We start from the raw sequence: 18,488 nt of genomic DNA, 5'->3' as shown, positions 1-18,488 counted from the left end.
GCCTTTCGCAGCGCATGGGTGCAGGACTTACGGTGCCGCTGTGGCAGGCGCGTCCGTAGCCGTAGGAACATCAGAGGGTGCCACGGTGGGATCAGCCGTCGGCACAAGGCTCTTGTATTCGTGCAGTGTGCCATCCAAAATCGGAACGTTGATGGTGGATGATTCGGTGGCTCCGCCGGACTGGCGCAGTTCAAGCGGTTCCATGGCGCCGGGCGGCTCGGCCATGGTGCTGAGGATGGCCTTGTCGCCGGCGGTGTCCAGCACCAGGGGAGTGCCGGGGCTGACGGTGATCTCAGTCTGGGAGCCTTGGGCGCCGCTGACGGTCAAGGTGATGTCGGCGTCGGACTGGTTGTAAAACGTACCAATGAGACGGCCGGGGCTGCCGGCGGCCTCGGAGACGACCAGTACGTTGCGCAGCTGCAGTTGGCCCACGTCCTTGCGGACTCCATCGGATGCGGAGTAGGTCAAGGTGGTGCTTTGCGGGTTGATGGCTGTGCAACCGGTGAAGGCCATGGCGCCAACGCCGATGGCTGCAATCAGGCTCAAGCGTTGCAGTCGGTTGGTACCGCGGATGCCGGCAGCGATTCTCACGTCAATAACTCCTCATGGAAAAGACAAAATATCTCCCGCCAGCTTATCCGTAAAAGGGCGCAATGTGCGCTTCCGCCATTGAGTGCGGACATTGCGCCCGGCGCACGCAATACTGCAAAGCACTTTGTGAGCGGTTAGTCAAGGGCTGGCGAATTCTCCAATTGTTGGAACAATTGCGCGGTCAGCGTAGCGCTTGCGGTCCCTGACCTGCGGAAACTCAAGGGAGTGGGTGGTTAGCCGTGGTAAACTAGGACTATTGGAAAGGGAGAATCCACATGCTCTTTGAGGTCGGCGAGACAGTAGTTTACCCACACCATGGTGCGGCAAAGATCGAAGAGATCAAGATGCGCACCGTCCGTGGTGAAGAAAAGATGTATCTCAAGCTCAAGGTTGCCCAAGGCGACCTGACCATTGAGGTTCCTGCGGAGAACGTGGACCTCGTTGGGGTTCGTGATGTTGTCGGCAAGGAAGGGTTGGAGCACGTTTTTGAGGTGCTTCGTGCGGAGTTTACGGAGGAGCCCACCAACTGGTCTCGCCGTTACAAGGCAAACCTGGAAAAGCTTGCCTCAGGTGACGTCATCAAGGTTGCAGAAGTTGTGCGCGATCTGTGGCGTCGGGACCATGACCGCGGCCTGTCTGCCGGCGAGAAGCGTATGCTCGCCAAGGCACGTCAGATTCTGATTTCCGAGCTTGCCCTGGCGGAAAAGACTGACGAAGACAAGGCTGCTGAAGTCCTTGACGAAGTTCTGGCTTCATAGTTTTCTTATCTTCTCGAAAAACCCCTGCACCGTTTGGTGCAGGGGTTTTTTGCGCACCTGAGGTCTTTTGTTCGCCGTCGCCGCTACTGTAGAGGCTATGACTGAGGTGAAGGATGGCTCGTGTGCAGTAGTAATAGTTGCAGCTGGTTCTGGACAGCGTTTGGGCTATGGGGTGCCCAAGGCGAGGGTTCCCCTCGGGGCAGAACCAATGCTTGTCCACGCGGTGAGAGGCGTGCTGAAGGCGCGGGTGGCGGCGCAGATTTGCGTGGCCATTCCGGCCCAAGACCAGGAATTGGCCGATATTTGTCAGCGGCTCGGTGACGAAGCCCAAACCGCAGGGGTGCTCTTCAACGTTGTTGACGGTGGCATGCAAAGGTCCGAGTCGGTATATGCGGCGTTGGCGCACATTGCCCACGGCATCACCACGGTGATGATTCACGACGCCGCCCGGCCCCTGACGCCGTCGGGCGTCTTTAACCGCGTCTCCGCGGCGTTGCGAGACGGCGCCAAGGCCGTCATCCCGGCACTGGCCGTGGTTGACACCATCAAAACGGTGGTGCCGGCAACCCTTCCGGCCACGGGCGCCGGCGTGGAGCAGGTGGTGGGCACCCCGGCGCGGAGCCAGTTGCGTGCCGTGCAGACGCCGCAAGGATTTGAGCTGGAAACCCTGCGCCGGGCCTACGCCCACGCACTGACACTGGATGAGCAGACCGCCGCGCAGATCACCGACGACGCCATGCTGGTGGAATCCCTCGGTGAACAAGTATTTGTGGTGCAGGGCTCCACGCACAGCCTGAAGATCACCTCACCGACTGATTTGCTCCTGGCCGAAGCAATGCTGGAAGGGCCGCTGCGCCCTCGCTGGGTGGAAGGGTAAAACGCATGATGTTGCCACGAACAGGCATCGGCGTGGACATCCACGCCTTCGCACCCGAGGATAGCCCCGCCCCGCTATGGCTAGCGGGGCTCTTCTGGGCAGGAGAGCGGGGGCTGAGCGGCCATTCCGACGGCGACGCCGTGGCTCATGCGGCAGCCGACGCCCTGTTCTCGGCCGCCGGGGTGGGGGATTTGGGGACCCACTTTGGTACAGACAGGGCCGAATACAAGGGTGCCAGCGGTGTGACACTCCTGGCCGAAGCCGCCCGGATTGTGCGGGCGGCCGGCTTTGACATTGGCAATATTGCCGTGCAATTTGTGGGCAACAGGCCCATATTCTCCCCGCGCAGGCACGAGGCTGAGGCTGTCTTGAGCACAGCCGCCGGGGCGCCGGTTTCGGTCAGTGCCACCACCTCGGACAAGCTTGGCTTCCCCGGCCGTGGTGAAGGCATCACGGCCATTGCCACAGCCCTTGTCATCAGTAACACCCCCACCTCCGTGCCGGAAAGGTAACCTAGAGCCGTGACCTTGCGCTTTTATGATTCCGCCACAGCTTCCGTCCGCGACTTTGTCCCCCTCAAGGAGGGTCGGGCGTCGGTCTACTATTGCGGTGCCACCGTGCAGGGGGAACCGCACATTGGCCACGTCCGTTCGGCCTTGGCTTTTGACCAGCTGACCCGCTGGCTGCAAGCCAAGGGGCTGGAGGTCACTGTTGTGCGCAATGTGACCGATATTGATGACAAGATCCTGCTCAAGGCGGCCGAGAACAATGAGCCGTGGTGGGCCCTGGCCTACAGATTTGAGCAGGCCTTCGAGGACGCTTACGACGCCCTAGGCATCCTCAAACCCACGTACGAGCCACGAGCCACCGGCCACATCCCGGAAATGCACGCCCTGATTGCGCTCTTGATTGAGCGCGGACACGCCTACCCGGCCCTGGATGGCTCCGGCGACGTGTACTTTGATGTCCGTTCCTGGAAGCAGTACGGCGCCCTGACCCGGCAGAGCATTGATGACATGCAGGCATCCCCCGACGCCGATCCGCGCGGCAAGAAGGACGCCCGCGACTTCGCCCTGTGGAAAGGCTCCAAGGCCGGTGAACCGGAAACGGCCAGCTGGGCGTCGCCCTGGGGCACCGGCCGGCCCGGCTGGCATCTGGAGTGCTCCGCCATGGTGACCAAATACCTTGGCACCGAGTTCGACATTCACGGTGGCGGGCTGGATCTGCGATTCCCGCACCACGAAAACGAGATGGCACAGTCCCAGGCAGCCGGACACGGCTTCGCCAATTTTTGGATGCACAACGGCATGGTCACCTATGAGGGTGAAAAAATGTCCAAGTCCATCGGCAACACCATCAACCCGCGGGAAATGCTCGACATCGCCCGCCCGCTCGTGGTCCGCTACTACCTGGGCCAGGCGCACTACCGCTCGGTGCTGGACTACCGGGCCGGCTCGCTCACGGAGGCCGGCGCCGCCGTCGAACGCGTTGAGACCTTTATCAACGCAGCGGCTGCCAAGGTCCACCCGGACGGCGCGTTCGGCGGGTATTCCCGGACCCCCCAAGCGTTCGACGCCGCCATGGATGATGACTTGAACATTCCAGCGGCGCTTGCCGTCCTGCACGAGACTGTGCGTGCGGGCAATACGGCGTTGGCCAGGAACGACGACGACGTGGCCGGCGTCGCGCTGCAAGCTGTCCTGTCCATGACGTCGGCCCTCGGCATCAACCCCACGGACCCGCAGTGGCAGCGCGGGCAGGGCTCCGAGGCGGAACTAAGCGCCCTGGATGTTCTGGTCAAGTCCGCGTTGGAGGACCGGGCCCGGGCCCGGACGGAGAAAAACTGGGGCGAATCGGACAGGATCAGGGACGTGTTGGCCGCAGCCGGCATTGACATTGCCGATTCCGCCAATGGCTCCAGCTGGTCATTGCGCAGGTAGCCCACACACCCTGAATATCCCATATTCGGGCCCGCGATGGGGTGCGTGAGAATGGGCACTTTTTGGGCTGACTTTCACCAAAATCGCGTGCAGGCCGTAAACTGATAGCTACGGGTTTCACTTTCCCGTTATCTCGTGCGCCTAAAATGTGCGTGCGTTCAAGTATGTTGACGACTTTGGGGCCTTGGAATCAAGGGCGCCGCACCAATCGTAAGGGTTTTACCATGGCCAACAGTTCCCGTTCCGGCGCCGTCCGCAAGCTCAAAAAGGGCCCCGTCAAGGGCACAGGCGGGCTGGGCCGCAAGGCACTCGAGGGCAAGGGGCCGACTCCCAAGGCTGATGAGCGCACGTACCACAAGGCCTACAAGAGCAAGGATCTGGCCGAGCGTTCCGCCGTCAAGCACGCGGGAACCAGCAATTCCCCGCGCCGCAACAGCGGACCCAAGGGCAAGGCCATGGAAGAACTCGTCACCGGCCGCAACTCGGTGGTCGAGGCGCTGCGTGCAGGCATCCCGGCCAAGGTCCTCTACGTGGCCGTGCGGGTTGACATGGACGAGCGCGTGCGTGAATCCATCAAGCTTGCGGCGGAGCGCGGCATTCCGTTGTTGGAGGCGCAGAAGCCTGAGCTGGACCGCCTCACCGAAGACGCCATCCACCAGGGCCTGGTCCTGCAGATTCCCCCGTACGAGTACGAGGACGCCGTTGATACGGCCGGGGAGATCATGGCCAAGTGGAAAAAGGGTCACATTTCTAACGCCCCGCTCATTGTGGCCCTTGACGGCATCACCGACACCCGCAACCTCGGCGCCATCATCCGCAGCGTCTCGGCGTTCTCGGGCCACGCAGTGATCGTCCCCGAACGCCGCAGTGCCGGCGTCACCGCCGCAGCCTGGAAGACCAGTGCCGGTGCCGCCGTGCGCGTCCCGGTCGCCAAAGCCCCGAACTTGAACCGCGCCATCGGTGCGTTCCAGAAGATGGGCTACTTCGTGTTGGGGCTCGACGGCGAGGGCGACGTTGCGTTGCCCGATCTGACCCTGGCACAGGAGCCGGTGTGCATCGTGGTTGGTTCCGAGGGCAAGGGCCTGTCCCGTTTGGTTCGCGAAAACTGCGATCAAATCGTGTCCATCCCGATCGATTCCGCCATGGAGTCCTTGAACGCCTCCATGGCCGTAGGCATCAGCCTCTACGAGATCTCAAGACAAAGAGCGGCCAAGGCTTAACCATGCCCGAAACCGTCATCGAGGCCATCGGCACCCTGGGGGCCGCACTTTCGCGCCATTCCGTTCTGGGAGTGCGCGCCATTCAGGGCGCCGAGGCCTCGATGGCCAACGTGGCCGTGTATTCCCCCGCCAACAGCACAGTGGTGCTGTGTTACCAGCCCCCCGGGGAGCAGTGGAAGGCTGTGCTGCTGCCGGACAAGACTGACGGCGTGCATCACGGCCTGGTACCGGACATGCCCGTGGGTAGCCTGTACGGTTTCTACACGAACTTCGCGGCAACTGAGGAGGAGATGCTCCGCATCGACCCCGATGCTGTGCAGTTGTTACTGGACCCGTATGGCCGGTACATTCACGAAGAAGTTTGCCCAACTGGCGAGATCAGGTACATGTCGGTGCGCATGGACTCCGGCTTTGATTGGGGCACTGTCGCCCGGCCGCACACCCCGTGGCGGGAAACAGTCTTTTACGAAGCACATGTTCGCGGCCAGACCATGTTGCACCCGGAGATTCCCGAAGAGATTCGCGGAACCTATGCCGGCATGGCGCATCCAGCCATGATCAAGCACCTGCTCAACCTCGGCGTGACGGCCGTCGAACTTTTGCCTGTCCACTTCCACATTGATGAGCCGCACCTCCACGGCACCGGCATGAGCAATTACTGGGGTTACAACACCCTGGGGTTCTTTGCCCCCCATGTGGAGTACGCCAGCCAGGCCGCGCGCGACGCCGGTCCGGCGGCTGTGCAGGCCGAGCTCAAGGGCATGATCAAACTGCTGCACATGGCAGGCATTGAGGTCATCTTGGATGTTGTGTACAACCACACTGCCGAGGGCGGCCAGGGCGGGCCCGCCTACAGTTGGCGTGGTTTGGCTGAAGAGCAGTACTACCGCATGCGTGAGGGCAACTACTACGACACCACTGGCTGCGGCAACACCCTGAACTTCGGCAACCCCCAGGTCATTAAAATGGCCATGGATTCGCTGCGCTACTGGGTGGAGGAATTCCATATTGATGGGTTCCGTTTTGACCTGGCAGTATCTTTGGCCCGCGATGGCCATCACGAGTTCACCAACCAACACCCGTTCCTGCTCGCGGCAGCAACCGACGGTGTGCTCTCCACCGCGAAACTGATTTCCGAGCCCTGGGATGTTGGCTACGGTGGCTGGCAGACGGGCAATTTCCCCACCGGCTGGGCTGACTGGAACGACTCGTTCCGCGACCAGGTGCGTGAAGTGTGGCTGACCGACAGGGCCGCCATGTTGGCCGGCTACCACCACAACGGTCTGGCCACCTTCGGTGATGCGCTGGGTGGATCGGCCAAGATTTTTGCTGGCTCCGGCCGAGGACAGTTGGCTTCGATCAACCTGATCACGGCCCACGACGGTTTCACCTTGGCCGATTTGACTGCTTACAATCACAAGCACAATTTGGACAACCAGGAAGACAACCGGGACGGGACCAGCAATAACCGCAGCTGGAACCACGGCGTTGAGGGCATCACCAACAACCCCACCACCGTGGCTCAGCGGGCCAAGACAGCACGCAATCTGATGGCCACCATGTTGTTGGCTCTGGGCGTGCCCATGATTGCTGCCGGCGATGAGTTGGGGCGCAGCCAGGGCGGCAACAACAACGTCTACTGCCAGGACAATGAAATCGCCTGGGTTGACTGGACCATGGATGAGGAGGCCAAGACCATGCTGGCCGCCACGATTCGATTGGTGCAGATCCGCAGGGACTTCTTGGCGCTTCAGCCCAGCACCTATCCCACTCGTGGCGGGCAGTCCTTCATCCACTGGTTTGGCGCCGACGGGCTGCCCATGACTCCTGAGCGGTGGAAGAACCCGCACGAACGCGTTCTGAGCATGTTGATGGGCTCCCCGGACGGGACCGTTGACGGCCTGGTGGTCTTCAATACCGGGGTCACGGATGAAGATGTGATCCTGCCGGCAAATCCGCGTTTCAGCGACGCTGCGCCCGAGGGTGAGACAGACGAGGGCGCCGGTGCTGCGCCGGAGGCGGTCGCCGGTGCTGAGGTATCCGCACCCCGGCCGTACATGTTGCGGATGACCACCGAGGCTCCCTCATACACCGACGACGGCGAACCGACCTTTAGGTTGCCCAGGTCGAGCCCGCTGATTCAGGCAGGGAACGCGGTGCGGGCGAACGCCAATTCCGTTCAGCTGTACCGCAACGACCTCACCCCGCGCTAGCTCCTCCTCCGCCCGGCAACTGACCCGCGCAGCAACTGACCCGCAGAAAACGCCGAAAATGTCCTCGAAATCGAGGATTTTCGGCGTTTTCTGCGGGTCAGTTGCCGGACTAAGCGGTGGTGATCAGACCCAGCTCCGCCGGATCGGCCAGTGCTTCGTGGTGGGGTAGGACCTGGATGCCGTAACCAAAGGTTCCTGAGCGGTCAATGATCAGCTCAGTGGCGAACTGGTAGCGTCCGGCACCGTTCTCCTTGACCGGGTGCAGGGGCAGGCTGCGCGTTGCCGTGAGCTCGTCGGAGTCACCCGCTGTCCCGTACACCACGGTGACATTGACGTCTTCTGGGCGAAGGTGGCCCAGCGTGATATTGGCGCGGACCTGCAAGGATTCACCAATTTGCGGGTCGTCGAGCAGTCCGTGCGACTCCACGTGCTCCACATGCACACCCGGCCAGGCGGGCCGGACAGTGTCAATCCAGGCAGCCAGTTCCTTGGTGGCGGCGTAGTCGTTGGCCCTGGCCAGGCGACCGGCCTCCGCTGCTGGCTGGTACAACCGCTGCACATACTCTGCCACCATGCGGTTGGCGGACACGGCCGGGCCAAGCTGCGCCAGGGTGTGCTTGATCATGGAAATCCAATGGGCCGGCAGGGCACCGTTGTGTGGCTGTGACGGTCCTGCCGCACCGGCTTCTGTGGTCACCACTTCGCCGTAGAAGCGCGGCGCCACCTGGGTTTCCAACAGTTCGTACAAGGCTGCGGCCTCAATATCGTCGCGTTCCTCATCACTGGTGCCAGTATTTGCCGTGGGGATCGCCCAGCCGTTTTCGCCGTCGTACAGTTCATCCCACCAGCCATCCATGACCGAAAGGTTCAAGGAGCCGTTGATGGCAGCTTTCATGCCCGACGTGCCGCAAGCCTCCAAGGGTCGCAGCGGGTTGTTTAGCCACACATCGCACCCGGGGAAGAGCGTCCTGGCCATGGCGATGTCGTAGTTGGGCAGGAAGACGATCCTGTGGCGCACCGCGGGATCATCGGTGAACTGCACCAGATCCTGAATCATTTTCTTGCCGGCGTCATCGGCAGGATGGGATTTTCCGGCAATGATGATCTGGATGGGATGCTCGGGGTGGAGCAGCAAGGCCTTCAGCCGGGCGGGGTCACGCAACATCAAGGTCAGGCGCTTGTAGGTGGGGACGCGGCGGGCAAAGCCGATGGTCAACACGTCCGGGTCCAGGGCGCTGTCGGTCCAGGCGAGTTGGGCGTCTGCGGCGCCGCGCTTCTTCCACGAGGACCGCAAACGACGCCGGGCGTCGCTGACCAGCGCGGCACGTAGCCGGCGGCGCATGGCCCACACCTCATCATCATCAATCTCGTACACCTTGGCCCAGTCCGGGCCGTCCAGCACCTCGGCACCAAAACGCTCCCGGGCCAACTCGGCCAGCGCAGGATCCACCCAGGTGGGCACATGCACGCCGTTGGTGACGGAGGTGATGGGGATGTCTTCCTGATCAAAGCCCGGCCACAAGCCAGAAAACATGCCGCGGGAGACAACACCATGAAGTTTGGCCACGCCGTTGGCCCGTTGGGCCAGGCGGAGCCCCATGACGGCCATGTTGAACACGGCCGGGTCGCCGCCTTCGTAATTCTCTGCACCGAGGGAGAGGATCTTTTCCACCGGCACGCCGGGAGCCAGCTTGCCGGCGAAGAAATGCTCGATCATGCTGCGCGGGAACCTGTCGATTCCGGCGGGGACAGGGGTGTGAGTCGTGAAAACTGTTGAGGCGCGTCCGGCGGCCAACGCCTCGCTCCATGACAGCGGGTGCTTGGTGACGGCCGGATCCATGAGTTCGCGGATCCGCTCAATGCCCAGGAAACCCGCATGGCCCTCATTGGTGTGAAAAACTTCCGGGGCCGCCGTGCCCGAAAGGCGGGTGTGCACGCGCAAAGCCTTGACCCCGCCCATGCCCAACAGCAGTTCTTGAGTCAACCGGTGGTCTCCGCCACCGCCGTACAGCCTGTCGGTGACGCCACGGGCGGCGTCGTCGTTCCCGGCCACGTTGGAATCCAGCAGCAGCAGCGGCACCCGGCCCACATCCGCGCGCCAAATGTGTGCGTGCATCACCCGGTTCCCGGGCAGGGGCAGCGAAATGAGCACAGGTGCGCCGTCGGCTTCGCGCAACAGCGTCAGGGGCAACGCGTCGGGGTCCAGCAGCGGGTACGTTTCCTGCTGCCAGGCATCCTTGGACAGCGACTGCTTGAAGTAGCCGGCCTGGTACAGAAGCCCGACGCCGATCAAGGGCACACCAAGGTCGGAGGCGGATTTGAGGTGGTCACCGGCGAGGATGCCCAAACCGCCGGAGTACTGGGGCAGGACGTCGGCAATACCAAATTCGGGGGAGAAGTAGGCAATGCATTGGGGCGCCTCAGGGCCCAGCTCTTGATACCAGCGCGGCTCGTTGAGGTAACAGTTCAGGCTCTGTTCGGCACTGGCCACCCGCGCCACCACGTCAGGGTCGGTGGCCAGTGCGTGTAACTGTTCACGGGACAGTGCCGACAGCATGGCCAACGGGTCATGGCGGGACTTGTCCCAGAGCACGGGATTGAGCGATTCAAACAAAGTACGCGTGGGCAGGTGCCAGGACCAGCGGAGATTGGTGGCGAGGCGTGTCAGCGCGGAAATCTGCGCAGGGACTGTTGTGCGAACTGTAAATCTGCGAATTGCTTTCATGCCGGTCACCCTAGCCCATGAAAGTTACACCCATATTGCCTCGGCCGTTTATTACCTACTTCATGACGCAAGCTGGCCGGTTCAAGACGAACTTTCACACCGTCGTGACGGCAGAAGACACCCAAATACGGACAGGCCTTCGCAATCTGGCAGGGGAGTCGCTAACGTCTAGTTTGTGAGTACTTCTAAGCCTTCGCGAAATGTGCCAGCCGCCACCTCACCCGTGGGCGCTGCCCGGCAGCTGTCCGTAGCGGTTAGCCCCGCCCAGGGGCTGCGTTTTGGCCGAATTCCCATCACCAACGTCCAGCCTGTGCTTGAGGGCGGCAAATTCCCCGCCAAGGGTGTCCGTGGCGCCGATGTCCGGGTCAGTGCAGTGGTGTTTCGTGAAGGCCATGACGTCTTGGGTGTCACAGGGGTCTTGATTGCTCCTGACGGGACGGTGGCGCAGCGCAGCAAACTCACACCACGCGGCAAGGGCTCCGATGCTTGGGAAGGTGTTCTCACCCCGGGCTTCGAAGGGGACTGGACCTTCCGTATAGAAGGCTGGAGCGATCTGTACGCCACATGGGCGCACAATGCCCAAATAAAGATCAACGCCGACGTCGATGTGGACCTCATGCTGGCCGAAGGCGCCCAGCTGCTGGGCAAGGCGGCACAGGAGGCACCCGGGGCCGAAGACGCAAAGGCGTTTGAGCATGCTGCTGGCACCCTTGCCGACTCGTCCCTGAACGTCAATGACCGCCTGGCCGCCGGGACAGGCGCGGCCGTCCGCGCCGCCGTCGACCATTTCCCGCTGGGGGACCTGGTGACCAGCAGCGAGGCGTTCCCCTTGAAGGTGGAGCGCGACGCCGCCGGCCGGGGCGCCTGGTACGAGTTCTTTCCGCGGTCGGAAGGGGCCACCCGGCACCCGGTGACCGGCGAGTGGACCAGTGGCAACTTCCGCTCGGCCACCCACAGGCTGCCCGCAGTTGCCGCCATGGGGTTTGATGTTCTGTATCTGCCGCCCATCCACCCGATTGGCGCTGTCAACCGGAAGGGTCCGAACAATACGTTGACGGCGGCGCCCGGGGATCCGGGTTCGCCGTGGGCCATTGGTTCGGCGGCTGGCGGGCATGACGCCATTCACCCGGATTTGGGCACCTTCGCCGATTTTGACGCCTTTGTGGCGGCAGCGAATGAGCTGGAGCTGGAAATTGCGCTGGATCTGGCGCTGCAGTGCGCACCGGATCATCCCTGGGCCACCGAACACCCGGAATGGTTCACCACGCGCGTGGACGGCACCATTGCGTACGCGGAAAACCCACCCAAGAAGTACCAGGACATTTATCCGCTGAACTTTGACAATGACCCGGCAGGTCTATCCCATGAGATCCTGCGGATTGTGCGGCTGTGGATTGACCACGGTGTGCGGATTTTTCGGGTCGACAACCCGCACACCAAGCCCGTGTGGTTCTGGGAATGGCTGATCGGCACGGTCAACGCCGAACGCCCGGACATTGTTTTCCTGGCCGAGGCGTTTACCCGCCCGGCCATGATGGCGGCGCTGGGGCGGGCCGGATTCCAGCAGTCCTACAGCTACTTCACGTGGCGCAATACTAAGGAAGAGTTGGAGGAGTACCTGGTCCACGTCAGCCGGGAATCGGCCGGCTATTTCCGGCCCAACTTCTTCGTCAACACCCCGGATATTCTCACCGAGTACCTGCAATTTGGTGGGCCCGCGGGGTTTAAGATCCGTGCCATTCTGGCCGCCATGGGCAGCCCCCTGTGGGGCATGTACGCCGGCTACGAGCTGTTTGAACATGTCGCCCGGCCAGGTTCTGAAGAGAACCTTGACAACGAGAAATACGAATACAAGGACCGTGACTTTGCTGCGGCCGAGGCGCACGGGAAGTCGCTGGCACCGTTTGTCACCATGCTCAACACCATCCGCAGGGCACATCCAGCATTGTTGGATCTGCAAAACCTTTCCTTGCATGAGAGCTCGGATCCGGCCACACTGGTCTTCAGCAAGCACAAGTACATTGCCGCCACGGAAGGTGCCCCTGCCCGCAAGGACACCATTATTGTGGTGATTAATGTTGATCCGCACAGCATGCGCGAGGGCGAGGTGACCTTGGATCTTGATGCCTTGGCACTGGACCGGCTTGCCCCCGACGGAACCTTCATTGTGGATGAGCTCATCACGGGCGCCACCTGGAACTGGGGCAAGAAGAACTACTTCCGCCTGGACGCCCATCTGGAACCCGCCCACATCCTGTACATCAGGCGGTGAGTCGTGGCCTTCACCCATTCCAGCGGTGCTCAACAGTTCAATTTGAACGCGCCCGGGCTGGCGCATGACCGGCACTGGTACCGTAAGGCTGTTTTCTATGAGGTGCTGGTGCAAAGTTTCGCCGACGCCAACGGGGATGGATCGGGGGACTTCTCCGGGCTGATCTCACGGCTGGACTACCTCCAATGGCTGGGGATCGACTGTTTGTGGCTGCCCCCGTTCTTTGATTCCCCATTGCTCGACGGCGGCTACGATGTGCGTAATTTCACCTCCATCATGGAAAGCTATGGCACCATCTCCGACTTCAAGTCGTTGGTGACCCAGGCCCATGAGCGGGGCATGCGCATCATCATTGACCTGCCGCTGAATCACACCTCCAACCAGCACCCCTGGTTCAAGGCCGCACGGGAGGACCCCACAGGACCGTTTGGTGACTTTTACATGTGGAGTGACACCGCGGAGCTGTACAAGGAGGCCCGGGTGCTCTTTGTTGACACCGAGGAGTCCAATTGGAGCTTTGACCCGGTTCGGCGCCAGTTCTTTTGGCACAGGTTCTTCAGCCACCAGCCGGATCTGAACTATGAGAATCCTGCCGTTCGGCAGGCAGTTTTCGACGTGGTGAGGTTTTGGCTGGAACAAGGAATTGACGGGTTCCGTGCCGACGCCATTCCCTATCTATTTGCAGAAGACGGCACCAGTTGCGAGAACCTGCCGGCCACGCACCAGTTCCTGCAGGAACTGCGCGCCATGGTGGACGCCCAGTTCCCGGGCCGGGTCATCATTGCCGAGGCCAACCAGATGCCCACAGAAGTGGTGGACTACTTTGGCACGGCGGAAAAGCCCGAATGCCACATGGCGTTTCATTTCCCCATCATGCCCCGGCTCTACTACGCTCTGCGTGATCAAAAGGCCGCACCCATCATTGACACCATGGCGAACACCCCCAATATTCCCCAAGGAGCCCAGTGGGGGACCTTCCTGCGCAACCATGATGAGCTCACCTTGGAGATGGTGACACCCTCGGAGCGTGAGGCCATGATGGGCTGGTATGCCCCGGACTCGCGGATGCGGGCCAATATTGGGATACGACGCCGGCTGGCACCCTTGCTGGATAACTCCCGGGCCGAGATTGAGCTCATCAACGCACTGTTGTTGGCCCTGCCGGGCAGCCCCTTCCTGTACTACGGGGACGAGATAGGCATGGGCGATAACATCTGGCTTGAGGACAGGGACGCCTCGCGCACACCCATGCAGTGGAACCCCGACCGCAACGCAGGTTTCTCCAACGTCGATCCGGGCAAGCTGTTCCTGCCCGTGGTGCAGTCCCTGGTGTATCACTACAACCACGTCAACGTTGAAGCGCAGATGGCCCACTCCAGTTCGCTGTTGCACTGGAACAAAAAGATTCTCGCCGTGCGCAAAGCCCATGCCGCCTTTGGGCTGGGCGGTTATGAGAACGTGCCCACCTCACACGCGTCAGTACTGGCGTTCCTGCGGGTACTGCCGGTGGGTAATGTCGAGGGGGAGAAACCAGAATCCATCCTGTGCGTTTTCAACCTGTCCCAACACCCGATCGCCACCACCTTGACCATGCCGGAGCTGGCTGGCCGCGGCCTGCGCGAAGTGTTTGGCGAGTCCATCTTTCCCGGGATTGGCGACGACGGCCAGATCACCTTGACGGTGGGCGCCTACGACTTCTTTTGGCTGCGTATCCGCTCACAGGCCTCCAATGCCCACTCCACCCAAACGCAGGCCCTGCCTGTCATTGACGGATCGGTGTACGGGTACTGATGTCCGGCAAACTTATCGACTTGCTGGCCGGCTGGCTCCCGCCACAGCGCTGGTACCCGCGCAAGGGTGCCGCCGGGCACGGCGCACAGCTGAGCATTGCAGATTCCTATGAACTGCACTCGCCCTATCCCGGCATTTCCCTGCACGTGCTGCTCGTCAACGTGTCGTTCCGGAGCAACGGCCCCGACGACGCTCCGGTGTCCAGTGCACACCAGGCCCCGTCCGACGCCGGATCTAGCCTCACGCTGCACGTCCCCTTGAGCTTTCACCAAGATAGCTCAACCGTGCCATCTCATGGTGCCGCGGTTCCCGGCGCCGCCCCGCCGCCGGAATCGGCGCTGCTGGGAACGGTTGAAGCCGGCCTTGAGGCAGATCCCGCCGGGAAGTGGCCCGCCGGCCGTGTCTACGACGGACTTGCCGACCCGGCGTTCATGCAAGCCTGGCTGGCGGAGTTGAGCCGCGAGGATTCCGCCGGGCACCAAGACGGGCGGGGCTGGCATATTTGGCGCAACCCCAAGCTTTCCGGCGTTGCTATGGGGGCCGTCAGTAATGTTCGCTTGGTGACCAGCGAACAATCCAACACCTCAGTTATTTTTCTGCTGGGCGAGCGGCCACTGATTGCCAAATTCTTCCGGGTGCTCTACCCGGGGAAGCACCCCGAGTCTGAAATTGGCGAGGCCTTTGCCCGGCTTGCGGTGGACGGCCACAACTTCAGCGTCCCCACACTGCAGGCTGCAGTGGGCTACGGTGTTGGCGGTCCGGCGCTTTTTGTGATTCACGACTTCGTCCCCAATGCGCGCGACGGGTGGGCCATTGCCCTGGCTGCGGCGGGGGCCGGCACAGATTTTTTCGACAATGCCTACGCCATAGGTGATGCCCTGGCCCGAGTTCACTGCGGTTTGCGCGAAAGCCTAGGCGAGCACGTCCAGGACGCTGCCGAGATTTCGGCGTTTACGCACGCAATAGGCACCAGACTGGACGTGGCCTGGAAGCAGGTACGCTCCGCCGTCGGGCCCTACGATGAGCACATCCGCAACATTTTAGTACAGTTGAACCAAATAACTCAGATGCCGCCAGCGCAGCGCATCCACGGGGATCTGCACCTGGGTCAACTCCTGCACCAGGAGTCAAAGGCTGCGCGCGGGTGGTACATCGTGGACTTTGAAGGTGAGCCGCTGCGGCCACTCAACGAGCGGGGCTGCCCGGATGTGACGCTTCGTGATGTGGCGGGAATGCTCCGTTCCTTTGACTATGCGGGGGCACAAGCCGCGGCGACGGGTACCGTGAGCTCTGCCGCAGGTTCACAATGGGCCCAACGCAGCGCCGAGGCGTTTATTCAGGGATACGAAAACGGTTCCGGGAATCGAATTGCCATTGACTCGGTACTTTTCGTGGCATTGTGGCTGGATAAGGCGCTGTACGAAGTTGTTTATGAATTACAGAATCGGCCCGATTGGGTATGGGTTCCAGTAAAGGCCGTGCGAGATTTTTTTGAATCAAGGGAAAGTGGTGTGGACATGGGACTAAATCAGATGGCCCCTCTGGCAGTCGATGCGGGAGTCTTGGCACGAATTTCCGAGGGAACGTACTACGCCCCACATTCCGTGCTCGGGGCACATTTAGGCGACAACGGAGTGGTTACTATCCGCACGCTGCGGCATTTGGCCCAGTCGGTGAATGTGGTGACAGGCAGCGGCGAGTACCCCATGACGCACGAACATGGCGGAATTTGGGTGGCAGTTGTGCAGGTTGAGGAGGCCGGGCACGTTCCGGACTATCGTCTGGATGTGGCCTATGCCGACGGCGTGCACCGCACGGACGATTCCTACCGGTACCTGCCAACAGTGGGGGAACTGGATCTACACCTTATTGCCGAGGGCCGGCATGAAACCTTGTGGACAGTGCTGGGTGCTCATGTGCAGCATTATCACTCCCAACTGGGCGAAGTCACAGGCGTTAGCTTTGCCGTGTGGGTGCCAGCAGTCCAAGCGGTGCGGGTCATTGGCGAGTTCAACGGCTGGGACGGCCGGGCTCATGCCATGCGCAGCCTGGGCACCAGCGGAATTTGGGAGTTGTTCATCCCGGATGTGGCGGCGGGCGATTGCTACAAATTTGAGATTCTTAGCGAACACGGTGAGTGGCTGCAAAAAGCTGACCCCATGGCCTACGGCACAGAGGTGCCCCCGCTGACGGCGTCGCGCGTGGTGGAATCCACATACTCGTTCAAAGACGGCGACTGGATGGCCCAACGTGCGCGCAAAGATCCGCACAATTCCCCCATGAGCGTTTATGAAGTTCACCTTGGCTCGTGGCGCCCGGGGCTGAACTATCGCGAGCTTGCCACGGAACTGGTGCAGTACGTGCAGGGGCTTGGGTTCACCCATGTTGAGCTCATGCCCGTGGCGGAGCACCCGTTTGGCGGATCATGGGGCTACCAGGTGACCTCCTACTTCGCACCGACGTCACGGTTCGGCCACCCCGACGATTTCCGTTTCCTCGTCGATTCCCTGCACCAGAGTGGCATTGGCGTCATCATGGACTGGGTGCCGGCACACTTCCCCAAGGACGAGTGGGCGTTGGCAAAGTTCAACGGTGGAGCGCAGTACGAGCACGCGGATCCCCGGCTCGGTGAACACCCCGACTGGGGAACGTTGATCTTCGACTTTGGCCGCAACGAAGTCCGCAACTTCCTGGTGGCCAATGCCTTGTACTGGTTGGAAGAGTTCCACATTGATGGACTGCGGGTGGATGCCGTTGCCTCCATGCTGTACCTAGACTATTCCCGCGAGGACGGGGAATGGAGCCCCAACCGCCACGGTGGCAGGGAAAACCTCGAAGCCATCAGCTTCCTGCAGGAAATGAACGCAACCGCATACCGGCGCAATCCCGGAGTTATCACCATTGCAGAAGAGTCCACGGCGTTCCCCGGCGTGACAGCACCCACCAGCGGTGGTGGGCTCGGGTTTGGCATCAAGTGGAATATGGGGTGGATGCACGACTCCCTCACGTATATGGCTGAGGACCCAATCAACCGTGGCTGGCACCACAATCAAATTACGTTCTCCCTGGTCTACGCGTTTACGGAGAACTTCTTGTTGCCCATCAGCCATGACGAGGTGGTTCACGGCAAGGGTTCACTATTGCGCAAGATGCCGGGGGACAGGTGGCAGCAGCTGGCCAATCTACGCGCCTACTTGGCGTTCCAATGGGCTCACCCGGGCAAGCAACTGATCTTTATGGGCACAGAGTTCGGTCAAGAATCCGAATGGAGCGAACAGCATGGCCTTGATTGGTGGCTGGCGGAGAACCCGTCCCACAGCGGCGTCCAACTGCTGGTGAAAGAGTTGAACCAAAACTATGCCAGCACTCCTGCCCTGTACGAGCAGGACAATGTCCCCGAAGGATTCACTTGGCTCAATGGTGGGGACAGTGCAAACAACGTGCTTTCCTTCGTCCGCCGGGACAAAGCCGGCAATCCGCTGGTGTGCATTGTCAACTTCTCCGGCGTCGCCTACGAGGGCTACCGCGTAGGCCTGCCCGCAGCAGGGCAATGGCAAGAGGTTCTCAATACCGACCTCGCAAGCTATGGCGGTTCCGATGTACGAAACGTGGGAGTGCTCGAGGCCCAGGACCGTCCCTGGGATGGTCAGAGCGCCTCGGTGCAGCTCCGCGTGCCGCCCCTTGGTGCCCTGTATCTGACCCCGCGGAAAGCCTAAATTTCGGGCCTGCCGGGAACGCCAACTTGCTGTTTGGTGTTCCCGGCAAGTTGGTGCTAATGTTAGTACTCCGCTGAACGAACAGTTCGGATCCGGACAAGACAAAAACATCGGCCTTAAAACAGGCTCAATGGTTTGTGTTCAAATGAAAGTTTGAATCTAGTCGAAATCACGGATTTGACCTACTGGAATTCATGCGGGTAAGATTGAAAAGTTGCCTCGGCACTGATCATTGCGGACTGTTTGTTGGTTTGGGTGTGTTGGCTGGGTGTGGTTGTTGTTTGAGAACTCAATAGTGTGCCAAGTTTTATTGATACCAATTTATTTATATTGAATTGGTTATTTGGTTTTGTTGTTGCCGCCCCTGTGGTGACGGCGAGACCGT

At 61.3% G+C, this 18,488-nt stretch carries 12 protein-coding genes; 9 read left to right on the top strand and 3 right to left on the bottom strand.

Translation table 11 applies throughout. The features are described from left to right. Window positions 1–27: 27 nt before the first annotated feature. Entirely contained in the window at window positions 28–591 is a 564-nt protein-coding gene (locus tag ACX80E_RS00060; RefSeq protein ID WP_459299309.1) for a hypothetical protein, read from the bottom strand. Window positions 592–866: 275 nt separating this feature from the next. Here ACX80E_RS00060 and ACX80E_RS00055 point away from each other — a divergent pair, with 275 nt between their 5' ends. From ACX80E_RS00055 to glgX, 6 genes are all read left to right on the top strand, one after another. Continuing rightward, complete coding sequence (locus tag ACX80E_RS00055; RefSeq protein ID WP_110499315.1) at window positions 867–1,349, top strand: CarD family transcriptional regulator; 483 nt, start codon at window positions 867–869, stop codon at window positions 1,347–1,349. A 97-nt stretch (window positions 1,350–1,446) separates the two neighbouring features. After that, window positions 1,447–2,226 (top strand): 2-C-methyl-D-erythritol 4-phosphate cytidylyltransferase, encoded by a 780-nt coding sequence (gene ispD / locus ACX80E_RS00050; RefSeq protein ID WP_459299307.1) that lies wholly within the window; start codon window positions 1,447–1,449, stop codon window positions 2,224–2,226. Between the two features lie 5 nt (window positions 2,227–2,231). After that, window positions 2,232–2,738, top strand: coding sequence for a 2-C-methyl-D-erythritol 2,4-cyclodiphosphate synthase (ispF, locus tag ACX80E_RS00045; RefSeq protein WP_459299305.1), 507 nt, complete (start codon window positions 2,232–2,234; stop codon window positions 2,736–2,738). A gap of 9 nt (window positions 2,739–2,747) precedes the next feature. After that, window positions 2,748–4,166 (top strand): cysteine--tRNA ligase, encoded by a 1,419-nt coding sequence (gene cysS, locus ACX80E_RS00040; protein ID WP_459299303.1) that lies wholly within the window; start codon window positions 2,748–2,750, stop codon window positions 4,164–4,166. Between the two features lie 224 nt (window positions 4,167–4,390). Next, window positions 4,391–5,386: a 23S rRNA (guanosine(2251)-2'-O)-methyltransferase RlmB gene (gene rlmB / locus ACX80E_RS00035; RefSeq protein WP_459299302.1), complete on the top strand. Its 996-nt coding sequence runs from the start codon at window positions 4,391–4,393 to the stop codon at window positions 5,384–5,386. A 2-nt stretch (window positions 5,387–5,388) separates the two neighbouring features. Then, entirely contained in the window at window positions 5,389–7,599 is a 2,211-nt protein-coding gene (gene glgX, locus ACX80E_RS00030; protein ID WP_459299300.1) for a glycogen debranching protein GlgX, read from the top strand. Between the two features lie 109 nt (window positions 7,600–7,708). Here glgX and glgP read toward each other — a convergent pair whose 3' ends face one another. Beyond that, window positions 7,709–10,324, bottom strand: coding sequence for an alpha-glucan family phosphorylase (gene glgP / locus ACX80E_RS00025; RefSeq protein WP_459299298.1), 2,616 nt, complete (start codon window positions 10,322–10,324; stop codon window positions 7,709–7,711). Window positions 10,325–10,547: 223 nt separating this feature from the next. Between glgP and ACX80E_RS00020 the strand changes: the two genes are divergently transcribed. The 3 genes from ACX80E_RS00020 to glgB are packed head-to-tail and all read left to right on the top strand — an operon-like array spanning window position 10,548 to window position 18,103. After that, entirely contained in the window at window positions 10,548–12,596 is a 2,049-nt protein-coding gene (locus ACX80E_RS00020; protein WP_459299702.1) for an alpha-1,4-glucan--maltose-1-phosphate maltosyltransferase, read from the top strand. A 3-nt stretch (window positions 12,597–12,599) separates the two neighbouring features. Next, a complete protein-coding gene (treS, locus tag ACX80E_RS00015; protein WP_459299296.1) occupies window positions 12,600–14,387 on the top strand; it encodes a maltose alpha-D-glucosyltransferase in 1,788 nt (595 codons plus the stop codon). Then, window positions 14,387–18,103 (top strand): 1,4-alpha-glucan branching protein GlgB, encoded by a 3,717-nt coding sequence (gene glgB / locus ACX80E_RS00010; RefSeq protein WP_459299294.1) that lies wholly within the window; start codon window positions 14,387–14,389, stop codon window positions 18,101–18,103. Before treS ends, glgB begins: the two co-directional genes overlap by 1 nt. A 182-nt stretch (window positions 18,104–18,285) precedes the next feature. Here the strand turns inward: glgB and ACX80E_RS00005 are convergent. Then, window positions 18,286–18,488, bottom strand: a 203-nt coding sequence (locus ACX80E_RS00005; protein WP_459299292.1) for a hypothetical protein, incomplete at its 5' end; no start/stop codon positions are given.

The sequence above is a fragment of the Arthrobacter sp. TMN-49 genome, from assembly GCF_054511095.1.
This window is presented reverse-complemented; position numbering and strand designations above follow the sequence as displayed.